General features: G+C 35.4%; 22 protein-coding genes, 1 pseudogene and 1 riboswitch. Of the genes and pseudogenes, 15 read left to right on the forward strand and 8 right to left on the reverse strand.

From position 1 onward, the window contains the following. The first annotated feature begins 79 nt into the window (after positions 1-79). From HCJ50_RS06705 to HCJ50_RS06735, 7 genes and pseudogenes are all read left to right on the forward strand, one after another. A complete protein-coding gene (locus tag HCJ50_RS06705) occupies positions 80-1,249 on the forward strand; it encodes an AI-2E family transporter (protein ID WP_185344670.1) in 1,170 nt (389 codons plus the stop codon). Between the two features lie 204 nt (positions 1,250-1,453). Then, a pseudogene (locus tag HCJ50_RS06710) lies at positions 1,454-1,558 on the forward strand (FAD-binding domain-containing protein); the annotation flags it as partial. 110 nt (positions 1,559-1,668) lie between these two features. Beyond that, complete coding sequence (locus HCJ50_RS06715; protein ID WP_185344672.1) at positions 1,669-2,085, forward strand: DUF2177 family protein; 417 nt, start codon at positions 1,669-1,671, stop codon at positions 2,083-2,085. Next, a complete protein-coding gene (locus HCJ50_RS06720; protein WP_185344674.1) occupies positions 2,082-3,857 on the forward strand; it encodes a DAK2 domain-containing protein in 1,776 nt (591 codons plus the stop codon). The genes HCJ50_RS06715 and HCJ50_RS06720 overlap by 4 nt, the downstream gene beginning before the upstream one ends. After that, positions 3,857-4,627: a DUF1295 domain-containing protein gene (locus tag HCJ50_RS06725; RefSeq protein WP_185345012.1), complete on the forward strand. Its 771-nt coding sequence runs from the start codon at positions 3,857-3,859 to the stop codon at positions 4,625-4,627. The genes HCJ50_RS06720 and HCJ50_RS06725 overlap by 1 nt, the downstream gene beginning before the upstream one ends. 132 nt (positions 4,628-4,759) lie before the next feature. Beyond that, positions 4,760-5,302, forward strand: coding sequence for a DUF456 domain-containing protein (locus HCJ50_RS06730; RefSeq protein ID WP_185344676.1), 543 nt, complete (start codon positions 4,760-4,762; stop codon positions 5,300-5,302). Between the two features lie 222 nt (positions 5,303-5,524). Next, a complete protein-coding gene (locus tag HCJ50_RS06735) occupies positions 5,525-6,325 on the forward strand; it encodes a formate/nitrite transporter family protein (RefSeq protein ID WP_003718723.1) in 801 nt (266 codons plus the stop codon). Positions 6,326-6,339: 14 nt separating this feature from the next. Here the strand turns inward: HCJ50_RS06735 and metX are convergent, their stop codons facing one another. Together metX and HCJ50_RS06745 are read right to left on the reverse strand one after the other, a co-directional pair. Next, complete coding sequence (gene metX / locus HCJ50_RS06740; protein ID WP_185344678.1) at positions 6,340-7,467, reverse strand: homoserine O-acetyltransferase MetX; 1,128 nt, start codon at positions 7,465-7,467, stop codon at positions 6,340-6,342. A gap of 16 nt (positions 7,468-7,483) precedes the next feature. Beyond that, positions 7,484-8,761: an O-acetylhomoserine aminocarboxypropyltransferase/cysteine synthase family protein gene (locus HCJ50_RS06745; protein WP_185344680.1), complete on the reverse strand. Its 1,278-nt coding sequence runs from the start codon at positions 8,759-8,761 to the stop codon at positions 7,484-7,486. A 109-nt stretch (positions 8,762-8,870) separates the two neighbouring features. Further along, positions 8,871-8,971, reverse strand: a riboswitch (SAM riboswitch). A gap of 238 nt (positions 8,972-9,209) precedes the next feature. Between HCJ50_RS06745 and HCJ50_RS06750 the strand changes: the two genes are divergently transcribed. After that, a complete protein-coding gene (locus tag HCJ50_RS06750) occupies positions 9,210-9,737 on the forward strand; it encodes an HdeD family acid-resistance protein (RefSeq protein WP_185344682.1) in 528 nt (175 codons plus the stop codon). 48 nt (positions 9,738-9,785) lie between these two features. Here HCJ50_RS06750 and HCJ50_RS06755 read toward each other — a convergent pair whose 3' ends face one another. The 3 genes from HCJ50_RS06755 to HCJ50_RS06765 all read right to left on the reverse strand — a co-directional run bounded on the left by HCJ50_RS06755 (position 9,786) and on the right by HCJ50_RS06765 (position 12,641). After that, entirely contained in the window at positions 9,786-11,129 is a 1,344-nt protein-coding gene (locus HCJ50_RS06755; protein WP_185344684.1) for an LPXTG cell wall anchor domain-containing protein, read from the reverse strand. Between the two features lie 187 nt (positions 11,130-11,316). After that, entirely contained in the window at positions 11,317-12,018 is a 702-nt protein-coding gene (locus tag HCJ50_RS06760; protein ID WP_185344686.1) for a Crp/Fnr family transcriptional regulator, read from the reverse strand. Positions 12,019-12,092: 74 nt separating this feature from the next. Next, positions 12,093-12,641, reverse strand: a complete 549-nt coding sequence (locus tag HCJ50_RS06765; RefSeq protein WP_185344688.1) for a biotin transporter BioY — start codon at positions 12,639-12,641, stop codon at positions 12,093-12,095. A 194-nt stretch (positions 12,642-12,835) separates the two neighbouring features. Between HCJ50_RS06765 and HCJ50_RS06770 the strand changes: the two genes are divergently transcribed. From HCJ50_RS06770 to HCJ50_RS06785, 4 genes are all read left to right on the forward strand, one after another. Then, positions 12,836-13,168 (forward strand): PadR family transcriptional regulator, encoded by a 333-nt coding sequence (locus tag HCJ50_RS06770; protein WP_185344690.1) that lies wholly within the window; start codon positions 12,836-12,838, stop codon positions 13,166-13,168. Beyond that, a complete protein-coding gene (locus HCJ50_RS06775) occupies positions 13,161-13,751 on the forward strand; it encodes an HAAS signaling domain-containing protein (RefSeq protein ID WP_185344692.1) in 591 nt (196 codons plus the stop codon). The genes HCJ50_RS06770 and HCJ50_RS06775 overlap by 8 nt, the downstream gene beginning before the upstream one ends. Beyond that, positions 13,744-14,844 carry a DUF4097 family beta strand repeat-containing protein gene (locus HCJ50_RS06780; protein ID WP_185344694.1) on the forward strand — a complete coding sequence of 367 codons (1,101 nt, stop codon included), beginning with the start codon at positions 13,744-13,746 and terminating at the stop codon, positions 14,842-14,844. The genes HCJ50_RS06775 and HCJ50_RS06780 overlap by 8 nt, the downstream gene beginning before the upstream one ends. Positions 14,845-14,949: 105 nt before the next feature. Then, positions 14,950-15,450 (forward strand): GNAT family N-acetyltransferase, encoded by a 501-nt coding sequence (locus tag HCJ50_RS06785; RefSeq protein ID WP_185344696.1) that lies wholly within the window; start codon positions 14,950-14,952, stop codon positions 15,448-15,450. 47 nt (positions 15,451-15,497) lie between these two features. On the opposite strand, the gene HCJ50_RS06790 is transcribed toward HCJ50_RS06785, so the two are convergent. From HCJ50_RS06790 to HCJ50_RS06800, 3 genes are all read right to left on the reverse strand, one after another. Beyond that, positions 15,498-15,884 (reverse strand): hypothetical protein, encoded by a 387-nt coding sequence (locus HCJ50_RS06790; protein ID WP_185344698.1) that lies wholly within the window; start codon positions 15,882-15,884, stop codon positions 15,498-15,500. A 51-nt stretch (positions 15,885-15,935) separates the two neighbouring features. Then, positions 15,936-16,280: a hypothetical protein gene (locus tag HCJ50_RS06795; protein WP_185344700.1), complete on the reverse strand. Its 345-nt coding sequence runs from the start codon at positions 16,278-16,280 to the stop codon at positions 15,936-15,938. 149 nt (positions 16,281-16,429) lie between these two features. Then, a complete protein-coding gene (locus HCJ50_RS06800; protein ID WP_185344702.1) occupies positions 16,430-17,770 on the reverse strand; it encodes an MATE family efflux transporter in 1,341 nt (446 codons plus the stop codon). Between the two features lie 166 nt (positions 17,771-17,936). Between HCJ50_RS06800 and HCJ50_RS06805 the strand changes: the two genes are divergently transcribed. The 3 genes from HCJ50_RS06805 to HCJ50_RS06815 are packed head-to-tail and all read left to right on the forward strand — an operon-like array spanning position 17,937 to position 21,953. Beyond that, positions 17,937-18,398: a MarR family winged helix-turn-helix transcriptional regulator gene (locus tag HCJ50_RS06805; RefSeq protein ID WP_185344704.1), complete on the forward strand. Its 462-nt coding sequence runs from the start codon at positions 17,937-17,939 to the stop codon at positions 18,396-18,398. Between the two features lie 7 nt (positions 18,399-18,405). Next, the gene (locus HCJ50_RS06810; protein WP_185344705.1) at positions 18,406-20,130 is read left to right on the forward strand and encodes an ABC transporter ATP-binding protein; all 1,725 of its coding nucleotides are present in this window, start codon (positions 18,406-18,408) and stop codon (positions 20,128-20,130) included. After that, positions 20,127-21,953, forward strand: a complete 1,827-nt coding sequence (locus tag HCJ50_RS06815; protein WP_185344707.1) for an ABC transporter ATP-binding protein — start codon at positions 20,127-20,129, stop codon at positions 21,951-21,953. The genes HCJ50_RS06810 and HCJ50_RS06815 overlap by 4 nt, the downstream gene beginning before the upstream one ends. Positions 21,954-22,006 lie beyond the last annotated feature (53 nt).

The raw sequence follows: 22,006 nt of genomic DNA on the forward strand, positions 1-22,006 counted from the left end.
GTAATTAAGTGAGAACGAGGGTAATATTCTATATAATAATAACAAATGAAAATAAATATACACAAAAGAGGGTGGAAAAGTGAAGGGGTCATTAACAAAATTTAAACAGTTTTTTATTGATAACAAGTTTGTATTAGGGTTATTAATCTTTCTTTTAGTAGCACTTGATATTTACGTTTTAACTAAAATAGCCTTTATTTTTGATCCATTGATGGTCATTCTCAAAACGGTCGCTGCACCAATTATATTAGCAGGAATTTCCTATTACTTATTTAATCCAGTAATTGATTGGTTGGAGAAAAATAAATGGAAGCGCGGTTGGGCCATAGCTTTATTATACCTAGTTATTATTGGTTTGATTATTCTACTATTTAGTTTTGTTATTCCAGCAGTCAAGGATCAAATTGTTAGCCTATTTAAAACTTTCCCTGGATACTGGGATCAAATCACACAGAAATTTAATGAATTCAGTCAATCAAGTTTGTTCGACCAATTAAAAGATAGACTAAGTACCAATATGAGTGAAATTATGAAAACTATTTCTGAGAAAGGGACCTCTGTATTAAATGGAGCGATTTCAAGTATCGGAAGTATTGTTGGAACAGTTACAGAAGTAGTACTAGCAATTGTGACTACTCCTCTTGTCCTCTTTTACTTACTTAAAGATGGCAAAAAGCTGCCAGACTTTCTACTGAAAATGTTGCCAGTCAATGGTCGTGCACATACTCGTCAAGTTCTTGGTGAAGCAAACCATCAAATCAGTTCTTATATTCGTGGACAAATCATCGTTAGTTTATGTATTGGTATTCTTTTGTTTATCGGTTATCTAATTATTGGTTTACCTTATGCATTGACGTTAGCGATCATTGCAGCATGTACTAGTATTGTTCCGTATTTAGGGCCAGCAATTGCAATTACACCAGCTATCATTATAGCGATTGTCACATCTCCTTGGTTACTAGTTAAATTAATCATTGTCTGGTGTGTTGTCCAATTACTTGAAGGTAAATTTATTTCTCCACAAGTAATGGGTAAAACACTAAAAGTACACCCAATTACTATTCTTTTTGTTATCTTAATTGCCGGAAACTTGTTCGGCGTACTAGGAGTAATCTTTGCTGTGCCGGGTTATGCAGTTCTTAAAGTAATCGTGACACACGTATTCATTTGGTTCAAACGCGTATCAGGTTTATATGGTGAACAACCAGAAAGCGAATTTGTAACAACGCCGGAAGAATCAAAAGAGTAATTTATAAGCGCCTACTAGCGGAAAAAATATTTCTTCTTAGTAGGCTTTTTTGTGTATTTTTCACTACAGATAATGCACAAAAAATAATGGTTTTGAATGTATAAAGCAATAAAGTTTACTAAATTATCGCAATTTTATGCTTTATAACCTTAAACTAGTAATAGTGCAGTTTCTATGAAAGGTTGTCCTTGAAAAGCACTAGGTAAATTTGATTCATCGGGAAACTTTATTCGCAAGTATGTACAAGAGTTAGCAGATTTACCAGACAAATTCACTCGCCAACCCGAAAAAATGACAGCAAAAGAACAAACGGTTGATTCTTTTGCGCCAAAATTCACATGAGGGAATATGAGCAACCTTTTAGGGAGAACGACTTAGGTATGTTAAAATTCACTTATCAGGTGATAAGGGGGATTGAAATGACACAATTTTTGAAGCTGTTCATAACGAACGCCATTATTTTTTTGATATTTGATCTTTTTTGGGTACTTGTTGTTTCTAAAAAAATGTATCAGCATTTTATCGGGGAGTTAATGGGAGATGTCCGAATATGGCCAGCTGTTATTTTCTATCTACTTTATGTGATTGGTGTTACCTTTTTCGTTTTAATTCCAGGAACCGAAAAAGAAAGTATTGGTTATGTCACCTTAGCAGCTGCATTATTTGGTTTAATTTGTTACGCGACATACGATTTGACGAACTTAGCAACATTAAAAGATTGGCCAGTTGCGATGACTATAATTGATCTTATTTGGGGAACTGCAGTGACGACGGTTACTTCTATGATTGTTTACTTTATTAATATGAATTTCTTTGTAGGAGGTTCGCAACAATGACTGAAGTAGGAAATAATCGCTTATTACAAGGCATGTTAAATGGTGCCAGAGAGGTAATAAGCAAAAAAGATGAACTAAATCGGATTAATGTTTTTCCTGTAGCAGATGGTGACACTGGCAGTAATTTAGCTTCATTAATGCAAGCGATTATTGACAATGTGGCTCACAAAGAATATTCCACGAAAGAGCTACTAGATGAAGTTGCTTCGGCGGCACTAATTGGAGCTCGAGGAAATTCAGGAATGATATTTGCACAATATTTAAATGCCGTTGCCGAAAGTTATCATCACCTAGAATCAACTGTGGAAGAATTAGTGCAAGCTTTTCAAAAGGCTGTAAACAAGGCGTATGAAGCATTGCTCGATCCAAAAGAAGGAACAATTTTGTCAGTGATGAGCGCTTGGTCAGAAGCACTTGCGGAAAATTACTCAAAAGAGCGGTCTCTCGATCGTTCCCTGTTAAACGCACAAGTGGTCGCAGAAAAAGCTTTGGCTCACACGCAGTTTCAAATGCCTATTTTAAAGAAAAATCGATTAGTAGATTCGGGAGCAAAAGGTTTTTACTATTTTATTGTTGGGCTAACGAATGCTTACTGTGAAAAAGTAGCAGTAATGGCCGAAGCTGTAGGAAGCAATCAAACAATAATCGAACATGTGGAAACTACCGAACCGCGATACAGATACTGTTCAGAATTTATTATCAAAGATCCCACGGTTACAAAACAAACCATTCAAACTAATCTAGCCGCTAAAGGAGATTCTTTAGTCATCGCTTGTAATGAAGCGCAAATAAAACTCCACATCCATACCAATGAACCTAGAGAAGTATTAACTATACTAGCAAAGTTTGGCACAATGACCTACCAAAAAGTAGATGATATGAATCTTCAATATCATGTAACTAAAAAACCTCGAGCAAAAATAGCTATTGTGACCGATTCTATTTCTGATTTACCCGAAGAATTTTTACTAAAGCACCAAATACATGTACTACCAATGAATATTTTAACGGAAGACGAAAATTTTTTGGATAAATTGACAGTTGGGCCAGAATTGATAAAAGAAAAGCTGGCACAAAAAACTAAAATGAGTACAGCGCAACCAACCATCCATTCAGTAGATGCTTTACTGTCCTTTTTAGAAAGTAAGTATGAACATGTACTAGTCATCACGGTATCCGCGCAATTAAGTGGAACTTATCAATTAATCAAGCAGCGGATAAAAGCCAAGAAGCTATCATCCGATTGGATACAAGTAATTGATTCTCGATTAAACTCGGTTGCCGAGGGACTTTTAGTGAAGCAAGCAGTGGAACTCATCGAAGCAGGAAGTTCATTTGCAACAGTTACGAGGCAAATGGAACGAGTAGCTAGCCGTAGTTTTATCTATGTGGCAGTTGCAGATTTATCACCAATGGTAAAATCCGGGAGAATTCCTCGCTTTTTAGGGGAACTGGCGAAAAAAATGTCGTTATATCCAATTGTTAGCCTTGATGAGGTTGGTTCTGGAAAATTAATTGGTGTAACGTTTAGCCAAAAGCAAAGTATGAAAAAAATCATTAAAAAAGTCAGTAAAATACATCGGGAAAATCCATTATTAGATTTGGCAGTTACGCATGTTTGTTCTGCTGAAATTGCTCACGATTGGAGCACGCAGCTAAAGAAGAAAATAGGACAAATGAGTTATGTAGTAGATAGTTCAGCAGCAATAGCGATTAGCGCGGGAATTGGAAGCGTAGCAGTTGCTGGTATTAAAAAGGAGGGGGCACTATGATATATTGGCTTGTAGCTGGAACATTACTAGTTTATTTTGTTATCTGGTTTATTATTTCAAAAATAAAGCAAAAATATTCATTAGTGGATATTGCTTGGGGTGGTGGTTTTGTTGTCGTAGCTTGGACAGGCTTTTTGGCAACTTTTAGTATGACTACTCAAAACATCACGATGCTTATATTAGTCACTATATGGGGAGTACGCTTATTTTGGCACTTAGCTCGTCGAAATTGGAATAAACCTGAGGACTATCGGTATGTAAATATGCGAAAACGCTGGGGAACTAGTTGGGTTAATGTAAAAGCCTTTTTAAATGTTTTTGTTTTACAAGGAGTATTACTCTTTATTATTGCTTTACCGATTACACATACCTTTGCAAACGAAACAATAACTTTTCAGTGGTGGCAAATGGTCGGAATCATTTTATGGCTGATTGGTTTTATATTCGAAGTAGGAGGAGATCTTCAATTAGAAAACTTTAAAAAGAATTCAGCAAATAAAGGGAAATTATTAACAACTGGATTTTGGTCACTAACAAGGCATCCGAATTACTTTGGAGAAGCACTCAGTTGGTGGGGTGTGTTTTTAGTCGCTCTCACAGAAATAACAGATAGTTGGTTACTTATTAGCCCAGCGCTGATTACCTTATTGCTATTATTTGTTTCCGGAGTTCCTTTGCTTGAGAAAAAATATCAAGACCGAGAAGATTTTAAGAAATATGCCAAAAAAACTTCGAAATTTTTTCCAATCATTGGTAAGAAGGGGCTTTAGTAAAAAGTGGCGATGGGCTCGTAAATCTTACTAGTGCTATTAATTGCTATTTACTATAGAAAGCGAGTAGAATAACAATAGGTATTATAAACATACCTGTACAATACTTATGATGCGAGAGGGGTACAACAAATGAAAAAAGAAAAGACCGTGTTAATTATGAACTTCGATGAGGAAAGTATTTCTTATCAAGCATTTTCTGAAATGAAAAGATTACACCAGGAACGTAAAATCATTGGCTACCAAATGGCGGTCGTAAAACATGAACCTGGGAATAAACTTGAAGCACAAGATTTTCTTGACTTTACTGGTGCTGACAAAAATATGAAAGATAGCCTTATTGGGATGTTAATCGGTATTCTAGGTGGTCCGTTTGGTATTTTAATCGGTTGGATGATTGGTGCAATCGTTGGTACTACAAAAGATGCCGGCGAAGTGAAAAACGCGATGACAATATTTGAAAGAACATTAAAAACAATCCCAGAAGGTTCAACAGGCGTTATCTTAATTGCGACTGAACAAGAACTAGGAAACGTAAATGATGTAGCAATGGATGAATTACACGGCCGTATCCAACGTATGGACGAAGCTATTGTAGCACAAGAAATCAAGGAAGCTCAATCAACTGAAGGAAAAGCAAAAGATTCTGCTAAAAAACATTGGTTTAGCAAATAAGCGATACGAAAGAGGATAGAGCAATCTATTCTCTTTTTGTTTTAATATAGTAAAATTCGGGAACTATAAACAAGATAATTACTTAAATATGTCCAGAAATCATTTTTCTTTTGATGGTAACGCTTTATTTTATGAAAGCTATTTTCATAAAATTAAAAACGTGCTACAATGAACAAGTTGTGATTTTCACAAGAATAATTCTTTATTTGGAGTTGAAGTAATTTGGATGTAGAAAGCAGTCCATTAATGCAGAAAATTGACTATAGTACGCGCAAAAAAATTGATTTAGTAAATAATAGTATTCTTCGTTATATTGTGCGCGCTATGCTAGCATGTTTATTCTTAACACTAGGGACCGCTGTTGCTGTAATGATTGGTGATAAAGTGGATCATTTTGCACCAGGTCTTGGAAAAATTGTTTATGCATTTATGTTTAGTTGGTCACTCGTAATGATTATCTATATGAATGCGGAACTTGGAACGTCTAATATGATGTATATGACAACAGGTGTATATCAAAAAATAATCAAGCCTGGAAAAGCATTGCAAATTTTGTTCTTATGTATTATTTGTAATTTACTTGGCGGGATTTTGGCAGGGTATTTAGTATCCTTAACGTCCGCATTCCAAAATTTACCAGCAGACCACTTTTTGTTTACCGCAGTAACTGGTAAGCTTGAAAAAGCGCCACTCGAGATTTTTGTCGAAGGTATTTTTGCCAATATAGTTGTAAATACCGCCGTGCTTTGTACACTGCGAATGAAAGATGATGCTGGAAAAGTAATTGCGATGATTTTCATTATTTTCATCTTTGCATTCTTAGGATTTGAGCACGTTATTGCCAACTTCTCTTCTTTCTCTTTAGCGTTTTTTGCTTCTGGCGGAACACTTGCTGCAATGACAGTAGGAAATGTTTCAGTCAACCTCGTACTTGCGCTGTTAGGGAACTTTGTAGGAGGAGGCCTTGTAATCGGTTTAGGATATGCTTGGCTTAACCGTACAAAATCAATTTATAAAGATTAATAAAAAAAGCTAGCTCAAACTTCTGAGCTAGCTTTTTTAGGTGTTTTTACTGGTAAATTTGCTAAAAATGACCGAATTAATGGTTCGAACTTAGGTAATTCTTTTTCCACTAAAAATGCGTCATGACCATATTCAGAAGCAACTTCATGATAAGTAACTGGAACGCTCCATTGTTTTAATAGCTCATATCCACGGCGTAAATCATGGATTCGAAAAAGTTGATCCGTTGTAATGCCAATTAGCAAATACGGAATTTTTATTTTTGAAAACGCTGGGAGGTCATCCTTATCCGGAGCAGTAACATCGAATAAATCAATCGCTTTCGTTAAATATAAGTAACTATTTGCATCAAACCGTTCTACAAAAGTATCACCTTGATATTGCAAATAAGATTCAATTTGAAAATGTTCTTTGGAAAAGGCAGCTGGTGAACTTTCGGCAACTGTGAATCGTTCGAAACGTTTTGAAAATAATTCGCTCGTTCGGTAAGTCATCATGCCTATCATTCTAGCTGTAGCAAGGCCGCCTTCAGGTTGACCGATATAATTTCCTCCATTAAAATCAGGATCATTTAAAATTGCCATCCGCATGATTAAATTATAGCCAATCGCATCAGGCCCAGCAGCAAGAGGGGATGCGATATTAATAATACTATCAGTAATATCCGCATAATCAATTGCCCATTCTGTAGCTTGCATCCCTCCCATAGATCCACCAATAACCGAAACAATCCTTTCAACACCTAATTGCTCTAAAAGCTCACGTTGAACTTTAATAATATCTTTAATTGAAAAACCAGGAAATTGCAGGCGGAAAGGGTCGCCAGTTTTTGGATTAATGGAAGATGGTCCAGTTGTACCACTACATCCCCCAAACACATTCGTACAAACCAAGAAATATTTATTAGTATCAATGGTTTTTCCAGGTCCAATATAATCATCCCACCAACCAGGCGCATCATCTTCATAGTGCTTGGCTGCATGTGCTGTTCCAGTGAGAGCATGTTCTAATAAAATACAATTATCCCGAGATTTTGCTAATGTTCCGTAAGTTTCATAGCCAACTAAAACAGGACTTAAGGTTTCTCCGTTTTCAAGTAGAAGAGGACTTTTTTGAAATAGTTCTTTTTGTTGTAGGCTCACTTCTCTTCACATCCCCTTAAATTTGCTCTAGTGCATGTGTTAAATCTTGAATAATATCATCTGCATTCTCAATTCCAATAGATAGACGTATTGATTCCGGTTTTACCCCAGCAGTAAGTTGTTGATCTTCGCTTAACTGTTGATGAGTCGTGGAGGCTGGATGAATAATAAGCGATTTTGCATCTCCAACGTTTGCTAAATGGGAGAATAGTTCCACCGACTCAATCACTTTTTTCCCAGCTTCATAACCACCTTTAACGCCAAAAGTGAAAATAGATCCAGGACCTTTTGGTAAGTATTTTTGCGCTAAATCAAAATATTTATTTTCTTTTAGGTTAGGGTAGTTAACCCACGCAACTTTTGGATGGTCATTTAAGAAGTTTGCAACTAATTTTGCATTTTTTACATGTCGTTCTAATCGCAGGGAGAGTGTTTCTAAACCAAGGATAAGTAGGAATGCATTAAAAGGTGATAGTGCTGCACCTGTGTCGCGTAAAAGTGAAACACGTAGTTTGGTAATATAAGCTGCTGCTCCAACATCATTTGTGTAGGATAAACCGTTATAACTGTCATCTGGAACAACTAATTTTGGAAACTTACCATTTGCCCAGTCAAATTTGCCCGAATCAATTACGGCTCCACCAATTGCAACCCCATGACCACCGATGAATTTAGTAGCTGAATAAACGACAATATCAGCTCCAAAATCAAACGGACGATTTAAATAAGCGGTTGCGAAAGTATTATCAACAATAAGTGGGATATTAGAAGTGTGCGCAATGTTTGCCACTTTTTCAATATCAACAATATTAATATCTGGATTGCCAATTGTTTCAACAAAGACAGCCTTCGTATTTTCTTTAATGGCCTTTTCAAAATTTTCTGGTTCATTTGGATCTACAAAGGTAACTTCAATCCCAAATGTTTTAAAAGTATGAGAAAACAGTGTATGTGTACCACCATAAAGTGTTGCTGCTGCGACAATATGATCACCGGAACCAGCAATATTTAAAATGGAATAGGTTATAGCAGCCATTCCAGAAGCTGTTGCAACTGCACCAATACCGCCTTCAAGTAAAGTTAAGCGTTCTTCTAACACAGCAGTAGTTGGATTCATAATTCGCGTATAAATATTTCCAGATTCTTGAAGACCAAATAAAGCTGCTGCATGCTCTGGACTATCAAAAGTGTAGGAAGTTGTTTGGTAAATAGGAACGGCTCTTGAATGTGTATCCCCGTCTGGTGTATGTCCTCCGTGTACTTGAATTGTTTCAAATTGATACTCATTACTCATAAAATCCACTCCTCTTTTAATATGTATTTACTTGTAATTCCAATCAAAAAACCTCCCTAGCAGTATATAAGCCGCCAGAGAGGATAAAGTTTCCTAAACTTGGATTTCCGACTTATCTTTCAGAACATACTGCTGGAATTAGCACCGTGAAATAATATTCCGGTTGCTAAGGCTTCAAAGGGCCAGTCCCTCCACCTTTCATGATAAGAAAATACGATTAAATTAAGTTTTATATTACGCTGGATGAATGAAAATGTCAACTATCTGTTTATTTTATTTGATTTACGGCCAATAATGTGTGAGTTTTGTGTCTATCAATAAATTTAAGTTAAATTTTGTTCGAGAAAAGTGTTTAATTTTTTATTTTTAGGCTATTATAGATAAGTCTAGTTGAATTTCATCAAAAATGGGGTCGAATTAGAACAAAAAATTGGGAGTTGAAAGACAAATGAAAACTTTTACACGAATTCTTGTTTTATTAGCAGGGATTGCAATGATCGCACTAGGAATTTGGTTTTTATTCCATCCGGGGATTTCTTTATTAACCTCAACATTAATGTTTGGCTTCTTGCTACTTATTTCTGGTATTTTTCACACAGTTTCTTATTTCTCAGATAAGAAAATGCAGAAAGTTTCAGGTTGGGTGCTAGCTGATGGTATTTTATCTATTTTATTAGGTTTCTTGCTATTATTTAATGAATTTGCAGGTGCAGCAACACTTGTATTACTGTTTGGTATGTGGGTACTATTTGCTGGTATTATGCGTACGATTGGTGCGTTTACCGCAAAACAAAACAATGTACAAGGTTGGGGCTGGATTTTAACAATTGGTATCATTGGTATCATTGTTGGATTCATTGCACTTTTCAATCCAGTTGTTTCGGCAATTGGTATCGTACTTATCGTTGGTATCTTCTTCATCGTTCAAGGTATCAGTGCCATTGCAACATTCTTCTTTATTGGAAAAACCAAATAATAAAAAAACGAACCCAGTTGTTGAATTGGGTTCGTTTTTTTTATTAGATTATTTTTTACGTAATACAACTGCTGCGCCACTAGCCAAGATTAGACCGAATGCTACTAGCGGAAGAGAATGCTCATCACCGGTTTTTGGTAATATAGCTGTTTTTAAAGAAGAAGTCTTATTACTCGCTACTTTGAATTTTGTTTTTTCTTTGGTAGGTGTTTGATTTTGTTTATTCACCTCTAAATATTCTATATCATAAATATAATGAGCAGCTTCACTATATTCAACTTCGGTTATGGCATATATAATAAATTCATCACCTGGTTCTAGTGGCTTATCTAATTCAACTATAAAATGTCCTGTTGCATCTGCACTTCCCCAACCAATACTATTTCCATCAAGATCTTCTATATTCACTCCTACATTTGGAGTTGTAGTTCCATAGATGGTTGTAGCAGTACTTCTTTCCATATCAATCACTGGTGTTTTGAAAGTAGGTTTTTCACTATAGATATGATAATATAGCGGGTATTCTGTTGTGTTTCCCGATGGATCTGTTGCTAATATAGTAGTTGAATGCATTCCTAGTCTAGAAGTGGAGGGTTCATGCCCCGGTTTAAAAGATAAAGAAACTTTGCCAGAATTATCTGTAGCTGTCACAAATGTAGAAGGAGTTATTACAGTACCATTGATTACTACTCCTCCACCCTTGTTTAGTTCAACCTTAGGAGCCTCTTGGTCAGCCACGACGAAAGTAGCGATAAGCTCTTCTGTTACACCGTTTTTACTAGCAACTATAGTAGTTTTAAAAGTACCTGTTTTCTTTGTGGAAGGTACGCCAGATTTAAAACTTAATTGGACACCAGTTGCTGGAGTTGCGAACTGACTTGGTGTTGGTTTGGACCCTAAAGCAAAAGTTGGTTTTGTTTTTAATGTTGCAAGAGGCGTTGCTGCTGCTTTTACTATGTAATTAGCAGTGATTTCTGTGGATGTAGTATCATCAAATGTTACTAGAATCACTGCTGTGTAATTTCCAGCAGTAGTTGTTGCCGGTTGCCCATTTTTGAAAGTTAAAGTTGGATTGTTTGTAGCATCGTTAATAGTAACAAAATCATTTGTTGTTGGAGTTGCACCAATTTCGAATGAAAGTCCTGTTTTAGCAACGACCGCATTTGCGGATGCTTTTAACGGGCTTTTTGTTGTTTTTTGCTCTTCCTCTGTGTTGTCATTCGCTGTTACTTCTGATGCAGGAGTAACTTCAGTTGACGTTTCTGATGATGGAGCAACTTGAGTGGTTGTGTCGTCTTGTGTTTCCGTTTCTGTAGCAAAAGCGGGAGTGCTAATTGATAAAACTAGACCAAATGCTAAAATAACAATTAACTTTCTTTTAATGTTCTTCATTCTGTATCCCCAATTCTCTTTTTATTTTATGTTGCAAAATAATTATATAACATTTTTTTAGTTTGTGAAATAGAATATTACTATTTTTTTACAAAAAAATTACGTTAAGGTGACGAAGTGTGACAAAAATATGAAAGAAGAGCTATATTTTTTAGAATATAGCTCTTCTTTCATAACCGCATTAAGATTATAAATATGACTTATATGTATTAGTTAATTTTTGCTTATGGGTTTCAAAATCGTTTATTCGCCAAGGCTTAGGCGATAAAGCAAGAATTCCTTCTTCCTCCAACTTACGCAAATTCGTCGCGACATACGCACGCGCTAAATTTAAATAATTACCTAATATTTTTTGAGTAAAATAATATGGGATAAGGCATGAACCATCTGACTCAATTCTGCCAAAACGTTCACCACAAGCAATTAATCCCGCTAATACTTTTTCACTAGAAGGTAAGTTAACATATGCTTCTCGTTCTAATATTGGCTGAAGCATATTTTGCATCAATGTATTCATCTGCCAAAAAACATCTGGCGAACTTAGAAATTTACTAAGAACATATTTTCTTTCAAATTGAAAGACACTAACTTCGCTAATAGTTGTATAGTTAACTGGTGATTTTGCGCCACCAAGCATTGTAAGCGTTCCAATCGATTCATTTTTTCCAAGGAAGCTAATAATGCTATCTTCTTTACATGTGTTTTTACTCATAGAGACAACACCATCTCCTATAATATAGAAGTATGTGCTTTCTTCTCCTTCTGAAATAATTCTTTGGTTACGTCTAAAGCGAATCCTTTTATATGGAAGAACTGCTTCAGTGGAGTCTTTTAACATTTCAAGTAAGTCTGTGTTGTAAAAACTATTTTCCTCATTCAGTAATGACATATACCGAGCCCCTTTTCTCAGTGTTAATCATTATCATTATATAGGAGAAAAGGTAAAATGTGTATTAATGGAGCTTATGATGCTTTAAGTAGCTTTGCTTTAAGTAAACGATCGCGAATAATAATACCTAAAATAGCTGCAAAAACGGCTTTAATAATACCTGGAATTATAAATGGTACCATTCCAGTTAGAAAGGCAGCTGGCCAATCAAGTCCAGTACTAACTTTTAGCCATAAAACACCAAACATAAGCGTAACTAACGCACCTAAAATATTAGCTATAATAGCAAAAGAAACAGTGAATTTTGTTTTTTGAAGAATCCAGCCAGTGAGAAGTGCGCTAAAAATAAAGCCAATAATAAAGCCGCCAGTTGGTCCAAATATAATACCAATTCCAGCAGTCATTCCTTGAAATACTGGAATACCAACAGCACCCAAAATTATGTAAACTATGACAGAAATAGTACCATGTTTCGCACCAAGTATAGTTGCTGCTAAACCAACAGCAAATGTCTGACCAGTAAGAGGTATTGGACCAAGTGGGATGGCAACTTGGGCAAGTAAGGCAATAATCACCGCAAAAAGCGAATCCACCACTAAAAATTTTAACTTTTGATCTCGCATAATAAAACCACTCCTTAAATGTAAACTTATTACTTAGATAGGTTAACATTTATTTAAACAAAAAACAATACTACTTTTTTAAACCAGTACCTTGCATTGAACACTAGTGTATGATAAACTATAGCAGTACTGAATAATATATAGTAGTGGTCAGTTATTACTAGTAGAAAATACTACCGAATGGAGGGACTAGCATGGATGTAAACCCACAATTTAAAAAAGGTGTATTAGAGCTATGTTGTTTATTTTTAATACAGAAAAAAGATTGTTATGGCTATGAGCTAGCAAATCAAGTTTCCAAATATATCGAGGTAGCAGAAGGTGCTATTTATCCTGTACTTAGAAGACTTGTTAAAGAAGAATATTGTTCAACCTATTTAGTTGAGTCAAATGAAGGACCATCAAGAAAATATTATCAGCTAACTGTAAAAGGTGAGATTTACTTAAATGAGCTTATCTCAGAATGGAATAATTTTACTGATAGTGTTGCCAAGCTTTTAACTGAGGGGGAAGCGGAAAATGAATAAACAAGATTTTCTAAATGAATTAAATCAACGTCTAGAATTGCTTGATTCGAAAGAGCGTAGGGAGTTGCTTTCAGATTATCAAGAGCACTTCAGAAATGGGCTAGAAGAGGGTAAAAGCGAGGAACAAATTGTGTTTGACCTCGGAACACCAGAAGAAATTGCAGCAGATATTTTAAATGAGCGCGATATTAAAGAGGAAAAAGTAGAGAACGATTACTATTATGTCCCAAGAAAAAATCAAACAGAAAATAGATCAACAGGAAGACAATTATTAATAGGTGTAGGTTTGTTTTTCTTAGATGTTTGTCTAATTATTCCCATCATAGTTTCGTTATGGGCTGTTTCGATTTCATTATGGGCAACAGTCGGCTCATTTTTCCTTACACCAATACTACTTGGAATAAGCCTATTATTTGGCATGGATTTTGAAATGTATCAAATGTTTATTTCAATTGGTCTTGTCGGACTTGGATTAATGCTACTATTTGTTACAAGTTCACTATTTCAATTCACTAAAAAAGCAACAATAGGAATTATTCAATGGCATAAATTTGCAGTAAAGGGAGGCGGGAAAAATGCCTAAAAAACATTGGAGAAGCAAATTATTTTTCGCTGGTTTAGTATTATTTATTATTGGTGCAATCGGCGTTGTGTTTACAATGAAATCTGGAGCAATGATTGAAAAAGGCGAATCATTGACGAAAACTTGGGATTTAGCGGATTCTGATATTAGTAAAATTACTTTTTCTTCCAATCGCGATACATTAATCGAATGGAAAAAAAGCACTAATGGAAAAAACTATGTAGAGCTTAGTGGAAATTATTCCAAAAAAGATAAAGAAGACATTGAAAAATTAAATGCCACATCATCTAATGGGACTTCTTTTGATTTAACTGTGCCAGAAGAAATGGTTTGGTTTAATTTTGGGAAAATATATGCATATGGAAAACAAACACTCACTGTCTATTTAACAGAAGATACAGAACTAAGTGACTTACAACTAAAATCAGATTCTGGCGATATGACCGTTTCTAATTTCAAAGCTAATAATTTTGTAAGCTCAACAAGTTCAGGAGAATTAAAAGTAAATAAAATTGAAGCAGCTAGCGTAAAGGCATCATCAACCTCTGGGGATATTGATTTAGTAGACATAAAGGGTGATACAAACGTTGAAACGAACTCAGGTGAAACAAATATCACTCAAGTAACTGGTGATTTAACGGTAGATGGTAATTCAGGAGACGTAACAGTTTCAGGAGTGAAAGCAAAAAACACAAAAATCGCTATAGAGTCTGGCGAAATAGAGCTTTCTAATAGCGAAATTATGGATCTAGCCACATTAACTTCAAGCTCTGGAGATATTTCAACTCTTGATGTAAAAGGGAAAATGCAGGTGGAATCAAGCTCGGGTTCTGTTGAGTTAGAGCAACTTACAAGTAATCTAAATGTTAAAACAAGCTCTGGCGATATAGATGCTTCATTCATAAATGGAGCTAAAGACATTCAAGTAAATACAGGCTCAGGTGAAGTAGATTTGAAAGTACCTGCTAGCTATAAAGCCATTTATGAAGTAAATACAAGTTCTGGTTCAGTGAAAAAACCAACAAGTGATTCAAATACGAAAAATCGAGTTACCATTGACTCTAGTTCTGGTGATATTACAATCGAAAAATAATAAATTCTGTGCGCTAATTACTTTATTAGCGCATTTTTTTATGAAAAAGGGGTAAAGTCAGTTAAACTGTTTTATCAATTTGTGCAAGTGGAAGGAGAATAGGCGATGGACTTTCAGATTAGAAAAGCAACAAACACAGATGCTGAAGCCATTCAACATGTAGCAATCACTTCATGGCACCACACCTATCAAGAATTAATCCCAAGTGAAGTACAAGATGGTTTTTTAGACAAATTTTATAATGTTGAAACACTTCATAATCGTATTTCAGCGACACCTTTTGCAGTTTTAGAGCAAGGAGACAGCGTGATTGGATTCGCAAATTTTATTGAACTTGAAAAAGGGAAAAGTGAGCTCGCAGCATTTTATTTATTGCCAGAAGTAACGCAGCGAGGACTGGGCACTGAACTTTTAGAAGTAGGAATGACTTTGTTTCATGTGCCATTACCAATGTTTGTTAATGTGGAAAAAGGTAATGAAACAGCTATTCATTTTTATTTAGCAAAAGGGTTCATTATAGTGGAGGAATTTACGGAAGATTTTTATGGATATCCGCTAGAAACGATTCGAATGAACTTAAATCATCATGCTTTTGAAGAAGAATAAAAAAATGTCTATTCTAGTTGAATAAATCAATTGGAATAGACATTTTTTTATTTGGTTGCAGCTTTTCCACTGGCGCGATTTCCACCACGTAAGAAAAAGAAAATAATTGCTAAAATAGCCATAATACATCCACCAAGCACAGATATTCCTACAGAAATAAACATACCTGCAACTTGAATAATGCTAAGAATAATGACGGTAACGACAACCCCATAAGCAAATCCCCAAATAGTGAAGGTGAAATAGCTAGCCTTGTTACTAAAACCATAAAATATTTCGCCAAGTGTAGAGGCGACTAAAATAACAGGAGCAGCAAAGAGGATAGCAGAGAAAATGAGTTGTGGCGTGACGTTTTCATAAAGAATAGTTTCAATTAAAAGTGCAGAAAAAATACCTAAAACAAAAATAGATAAGTAAGCCAAAATAAAACGCATAAAAAAACCTCCCAAAGTACACTATATTATAGCATAAATTAGGTGGTTTGCTTAACAACTAGCCCAATTATCCTCTGAATGCTTTACTATACAAGTAATACCACGAATCAAGTTAAAAAGAAGAATAGTAACATTTAGAACAACAATAAAAAATACACTAGCTAATGACAAAAATGGAACTGTATCCGAACTATTAGTGCTAAATGACACATAATTATAAAGTAGAAAAGTAACAATCATTCCGATAACAAAGGTAGTATGTGTTAGAAGCGCCCATTTAGCATGATGTTTCATTTCTTTGCCTTTTATAGAGAAAAGAAGAATACCAGGAGTGATAATAGGACTAAAAAAAATACTAAAATAACATAAAGCATACATTATTTTTTTATTAAGCATGTCACATCTAACCTTTCATTGGTTTATATCTATAGTATAGCGGGGAAATAAAAAAGAACCATCGAATTAGGTGACGATTTCCAAATGAAGCTGACAATTTTGTCATATAGGAAAAAACGCCCCTTCGAAAAGATCAAAGAGACGTTTGTTTATATAATTGATTTTAATGACCAAACTTTACTTCGCCATCGTCTATACATTAAAACTGCTCGAACACCCTCATCAATAATATAGGCGAGCCAAACACCCACAAGTCCAAGCCCAACTGAAATTCCAAGTACATATGAAAACGGCAAACTAACAATCCACATTACAATTAGACCACATATGAATGGAAAACGAACATCTCCCGTAGAATTTAGACTACTGATAATAATGATATTAGTAGCACGCCCAAGTTCAAGGAAAATGGATAGTAAGAATAGCTCTTTTGTCATTGTAATAATTTCTGTATTTGTTGTAAATAATCGCATAATTGGCTCAGCAAAAAGATAAATGGAAATGCTGATAATCGTCGCAACTACTAAACCAATCTTCCAACTACGAAGACCTTGTTTGTAGGCTTTATCAATTTCTTTTGCTCCAACTGCTCGTCCAATAATGATTTGTGAGGCTTGACCTAGCGCAATGGCAAACAAGGCGACAAATTGACTAACTGTAGAGGCATAGACTTTTGTCGTTAGTGCTTCTGTTCCAAGTATGGCAATAATCGCTGTTACAACAAGCTGAGAACCAGCATAGGACAAGTTTTCGCCAGCAGATGGTAAACCAAGACGTAAAATCGAAAATAATAATTTTTTCGATACTTGTTCTAATTTCTTGAAATGGAAAGTATAGCCGATATATTTTCTTAACATTAAAATCGCAAGCACCATACCAATGAAATTAGCCACTGCTGTAGAGATCCCAACACCAGCTACACCATAGTTTAAATAGGCAAGTGGTCCATAAAGAAATAAGTAATTACCAACAACATTGATAATACTAATTGTTACCGGCACTAAAATGGACTGCCTAACATAACCATGCGCCCGAAGAATAGGCAAAATGGATGCATGGATTGCAATAACAACGGAACTCCCACCAATAATTTCTAAAAACGGAGCACCAACTTCAACTAAATGTGGCGCGATTCCCATCCAGGTAAGAAAGCTTTTTGACATAAAAATGAAAATAATACTCATAACAATCCCAATTAAGAAAGCTACTACTAAGCCATTTGTAATAACATTTTCAATTTCTTTATGTTTTCTAGCACCTATCATTTGAGCAACAATTATTTGGACACCAACACTTATAAATCCATAAATAATAATAGAAATAACAAGAATTTGATTGGCTACCCCAGTCGCAGCAACTGCATCATCAGAATAATGTCCTAGCATAAAAACATCAATATAGCTAATCATCAGACGCAAAAATTGCTCTAAGAATATCGGCCAAGCAAGTGTAAAAAGGCTTAAACTGGCGACCTTTTGTACTGAACTCACATTTTCCCCTCCCTTCTTATCTATACACAATTAAAGCCATTATAAGACAATTAAAGTTAAAAGTATAGATTAATATTAAAATCCTTCAAGATATTGCTTGACAAAAAAATAATAAATCATATAATTAGTTAGGTAAACTAATCAAATAACAGAAAGAAGTGGAGAAATGTCTTCCGAAAATCAAGAATTGGGACACTCGGTTATCAAGGCTTTTATGAACTTTAAGCATGCCGAAATAAAGAGTTTTCAAATCCCAGGATATAGTAAATCCGAGACAAGATTTATTTTTATTTTATCACGTGGACTTAAAAGCCAAGGACCTAAAATTCGAGTTTCCGATCTTGGTCATATGCTTCGAATTTCCAAACCGAGCGTAACCCAAATGATACAATCGCTCGAAGGAAAGGGACTCATAAAACGTGTACAAAATCCAGATGACAAGCGTTCAATGTATGTAGAACTTACAGAACATGGCGCAGGTGTATCAAAAAAAATGTTGGATGCGTTCCAAACTAGTTTTGAAGATATGCAAGAATTTTTAGGAGAAGACGACATGAAAAAGTTAATAACCCTACTAGAAAAACTAACAAATTACTTAAACACAAAATCCGAAAATAAGGAGGCGTAAACCGCAAATGATGAAATTAATGAAAAGATTAAAACCCTATTGGCTGAGTATTACAGTCGTATTAGTCCTTACTTTCGGGCAAGTTCTTGGTCAGCTTTATTTACCAACACTGATGTCCAATATTATTGACAAAGGGGTCGTAGAAGGAGATACCGCTTATATTTGGAGTACTGGAATGCGGATGTTACTCATATCCTTTGCGTCTGTTATTTTGTCAGTTATAGTTGTTTATCTTGCATCAAAAATTTCTATGGGATTTGGGAAAGATTTGCGAGATAAAATTTTTGCTAAAGTAGAGGATTTCTCCTTACAAGAGTTTGATAAAGTAGGAACTTCCTCACTAATTACTAGAACAACCAATGATGTTGTTCAAATTCAAAACGTACTATATATGATGATGCGATTAATGGTGATGGCACCAATTATGTTGCTTGGTGGAATTATTATGGCGGTGGGACGTGATGCCAAATTATCGCTCATTTTTGTTGTAGTTCTTCCTTTATTACTTATTTTAGTTGTGGCTCTTGGAAGTAAAGCCATGCCAATGTTTAAATCCCTTCAAAAGAAAATGGATAAATTAAACCGTGTTATTCGTGAAGGGTTGACGGGAATTCGGGTTGTACGCTCATTTAACCGTAATGAAGATGAGTTAGAAAAATTTGAAGATGCCAATGCCGATTATGCAAAAACGGCAATTAAGGTTAACCGATTGCTTTCTCTTATGAGTCCATTAATGATGTTACTAATGAACTTAACATCCATTGCCATTGTTTGGATTGGTTCTATGTTTATTGGAAATGGTGATATGGAAGTAGGGGACTTAATGGCATTTATTCAATACGCAATGCAAATTATGATGTCCTTTATGATGTTATCAGCAGTATTTATCATGATTCCACGTGCTGGAGCTTCGGCAGAACGTATTAATGAAGTGCTAGATATGGAAGCGGAAATACTTAACCCAGCTAATCCAAAAACAACCACACCCCCAGCAAAACTTTCTTTTGATAACGTTACTTTCCGTTATGAAGGTGCTGAAAAACCGGTTATTGAAAACATTAGCTTTGAAGCAAAAGCAGGAGAGACAGTGGCTATTATCGGAAGTACTGGTGCCGGTAAGTCTACTTTAATCAACATGATACCGCGTTTTTATGATGTTGAAAGTGGTGTTGTTAAAATAAATGGTATTGATGTACGCGAAATGGAGCAATCTAATTTGCGCCAAAAAATTGGTCTTGTGCCGCAAAAAGCTGTGTTATTTACGGGAACAATTGCTTCTAATATGCGCTACGGAAAAGAAGATGCGACAGATGAAGAAATCTGGGAAGCACTTCGAACAGCTCAAGCAGAAAATTTTGTTTCTAAACAGTCAAATGGGCTTGATAGTCGCGTAGAACAAGGCGGTAATAACTTTTCTGGTGGACAAAAACAACGGCTCTCAATCGCTCGTTCTTTAATTAGAAAACCAGAGATTTATATATTTGATGATAGTTTCTCAGCACTTGATTTTAAAACAGATGCTAAACTTCGGGAGGCGCTTAAGAAAGAAACCACCGAAGCTGTTACACTTATTGTTGCACAACGAATTACCTCTGTCGTAAATTCTGACCAAATTATTGTGCTAAATGAAGGTAAAGTTGCAGGAATTGGCACACATGAAGAATTAAAAGAGAACAATCAGATTTATCAAGAAATCATGAGGTCACAGCTGTCAGAGGAGGAAATCGCATGAGTGCAGCAAAACAAGGCCCGGGTCCAGGCGGTGCGAGAATGCAAACCAACGCCAAACCGAAAAATTTTAAACAAACATTGTTCCGATTGCTTGGTTATATGAAACCTCGTTCGGTCGCAATAATCGTTGTATTTATCTTTGCAATTTTGTCTACGATATTTAATATTTTCAGCCCAAAAGAACTTGGGAAAGCAACGACGGAAATTTTTAAAGGTGTAATGAGTCAAGACGGCATTGACAACGATAAAATATTTAACATTCTAATGGTTGTTTTAGTACTCTATCTTGGAAGTTCGTTATTCAGTTTTATTCAACAATATGTGATGTCGAGTGTGGCACAGCGTACAGTTTATGATATGCGTAAAGATTTAAAAGCAAAAATGGCTCGTCTTCCACTGAAATATTATGATACTCGTTCAAACGGTGATATTTTAAGTCGTTCAGTTAATGACATGGATAACATCGCCAATACACTACAACAATCACTTACACAGGCAATTACAGCAATTGTCCAGATGATTGGTGTCCTGATTATGATGTTAACAATTAGTTGGCAAATGACGCTAATTGTACTTGTAACAGTGCCAATCAGTATTATTTTAGTAGCGATTATAGCTGGTAGATCACAACGCTACTTTGGGGCACAACAACGTAATTTAGGTATTTTAAATGATACTGTCGAAGAAACATATGGCGGTCAAACGATTATTAAAGCTTTCGGGCAAGAAAAGAAAACATTAGTTAAGTTTGATGAAGTAAATGAAGATTATTTTAAAGCGGCGAAAAAAGCGCAATTTATTTCTGGGATAATGATGCCAGTAATGCAATTTGTTGGAAACTTAGGTTACGTTGGTGTCTGTGTGGCCGGTGGTATTTTTGTCACAAACGGCACATTGCAAGTTGGGGATATTCAATCATTTACACAATATGTTCAACTATTTACCCAACCGATTTCCAGTGTGGCCAATATTGCTAACATCATTCAATCCACTATTGCTTCTGCGGAACGTGTTTTTGAAATGATGGATGAAGAAGAAGAAAAAGATGAAATTCCAGCAAATATTAATCAAGTTGCTGGCGAAGAAAATAGTATTGTTTTCGATCATGTGAAATTTGGTTATACACCGGATAAACCATTGATGACTGACTTGAATATTCATGTGGAAGAAGGTCAAATGGTTGCGATTGTTGGGCCAACTGGGGCAGGGAAAACCACTATTATTAACTTACTAATGCGTTTTTATGATGTCGATGGTGGTTCAATCCGGATGAAAGGTATTGATACACGAGACATGACAAAAGATGCCGTTCGTGAAAAATTCGGTATGGTACTACAAGATACTTGGTTATTCAACGGAACAATTGCTGAAAACATTGCATATGGACGAGATGGTGCAACGAAAGAAGAAGTGATTGGAGCTGCAAAAGCCGCTTATGCTGATGACTTTATCCGCAGACTTCCAGATGGTTACGATACTATTTTGAATGAAGAAGGATCAAATATTTCCCAAGGTCAAAAGCAACTGTTAACCATTGCACGGGCAATTTTGTCAGACCCATCCATCTTAATTCTAGATGAAGCTACTTCAAGTGTAGATACTCGTACAGAATTAAATATTCAATTAGCGATGGGAAATCTTATGGAAGGTCGTACAAGTTTTGTAATTGCACATCGACTTTCAACGATTCGTGATGCAGATTTAATTCTAGTTATGAATCATGGTAGTGTTATTGAACAAGGAACTCACCAAGATTTATTAGCTGAAAATGGATTTTATGCAGATCTTTATAATAGTCAATTTACTGGTGCTCAAGCAGTTTAATGGCAAAAAAAACACCCTTTATGAAGTACTTTAACGGTACCTTATAAAGGGTG

This window comes from Listeria immobilis, assembly GCF_014322765.1.
Classification (GTDB): domain Bacteria; phylum Bacillota; class Bacilli; order Lactobacillales; family Listeriaceae; genus Listeria; species Listeria immobilis.

Excerpts from the sequence above, each read along its gene's own strand:
- HCJ50_RS06755 (WP_185344684.1), bottom strand. The coding sequence starts at position 11,129 with ATGAAGAACATTAAAAGAAAGTTAATTGTTATTTTAGCATTTGGTCTA.
- HCJ50_RS06720 (WP_185344674.1), top strand. The coding sequence starts at position 2,082 with ATGACTGAAGTAGGAAATAATCGCTTATTACAAGGCATGTTAAATGGT.
- HCJ50_RS06790 (WP_185344698.1), bottom strand. The coding sequence starts at position 15,884 with ATGCGTTTTATTTTGGCTTACTTATCTATTTTTGTTTTAGGTATTTTT.
- HCJ50_RS06745 (WP_185344680.1), bottom strand. The coding sequence starts at position 8,761 with ATGAGTAATGAGTATCAATTTGAAACAATTCAAGTACACGGAGGACAT.
- HCJ50_RS06775 (WP_185344692.1), top strand. The coding sequence starts at position 13,161 with ATGAATAAACAAGATTTTCTAAATGAATTAAATCAACGTCTAGAATTG.
- HCJ50_RS06750 (WP_185344682.1), top strand. The coding sequence starts at position 9,210 with ATGAAAACTTTTACACGAATTCTTGTTTTATTAGCAGGGATTGCAATG.
- HCJ50_RS06810 (WP_185344705.1), top strand. The coding sequence starts at position 18,406 with ATGATGAAATTAATGAAAAGATTAAAACCCTATTGGCTGAGTATTACA.
- HCJ50_RS06765 (WP_185344688.1), bottom strand. The coding sequence starts at position 12,641 with ATGCGAGATCAAAAGTTAAAATTTTTAGTGGTGGATTCGCTTTTTGCG.
- HCJ50_RS06715 (WP_185344672.1), top strand. The coding sequence starts at position 1,669 with ATGACACAATTTTTGAAGCTGTTCATAACGAACGCCATTATTTTTTTG.
- HCJ50_RS06815 (WP_185344707.1), top strand. The coding sequence starts at position 20,127 with ATGAGTGCAGCAAAACAAGGCCCGGGTCCAGGCGGTGCGAGAATGCAA.
- HCJ50_RS06730 (WP_185344676.1), top strand. The coding sequence starts at position 4,760 with ATGAAAAAAGAAAAGACCGTGTTAATTATGAACTTCGATGAGGAAAGT.
- HCJ50_RS06760 (WP_185344686.1), bottom strand. The coding sequence starts at position 12,018 with ATGTCATTACTGAATGAGGAAAATAGTTTTTACAACACAGACTTACTT.
- HCJ50_RS06805 (WP_185344704.1), top strand. The coding sequence starts at position 17,937 with ATGTCTTCCGAAAATCAAGAATTGGGACACTCGGTTATCAAGGCTTTT.
- HCJ50_RS06770 (WP_185344690.1), top strand. The coding sequence starts at position 12,836 with ATGGATGTAAACCCACAATTTAAAAAAGGTGTATTAGAGCTATGTTGT.
- HCJ50_RS06780 (WP_185344694.1), top strand. The coding sequence starts at position 13,744 with ATGCCTAAAAAACATTGGAGAAGCAAATTATTTTTCGCTGGTTTAGTA.
- HCJ50_RS06795 (WP_185344700.1), bottom strand. The coding sequence starts at position 16,280 with ATGCTTAATAAAAAAATAATGTATGCTTTATGTTATTTTAGTATTTTT.
- HCJ50_RS06785 (WP_185344696.1), top strand. The coding sequence starts at position 14,950 with ATGGACTTTCAGATTAGAAAAGCAACAAACACAGATGCTGAAGCCATT.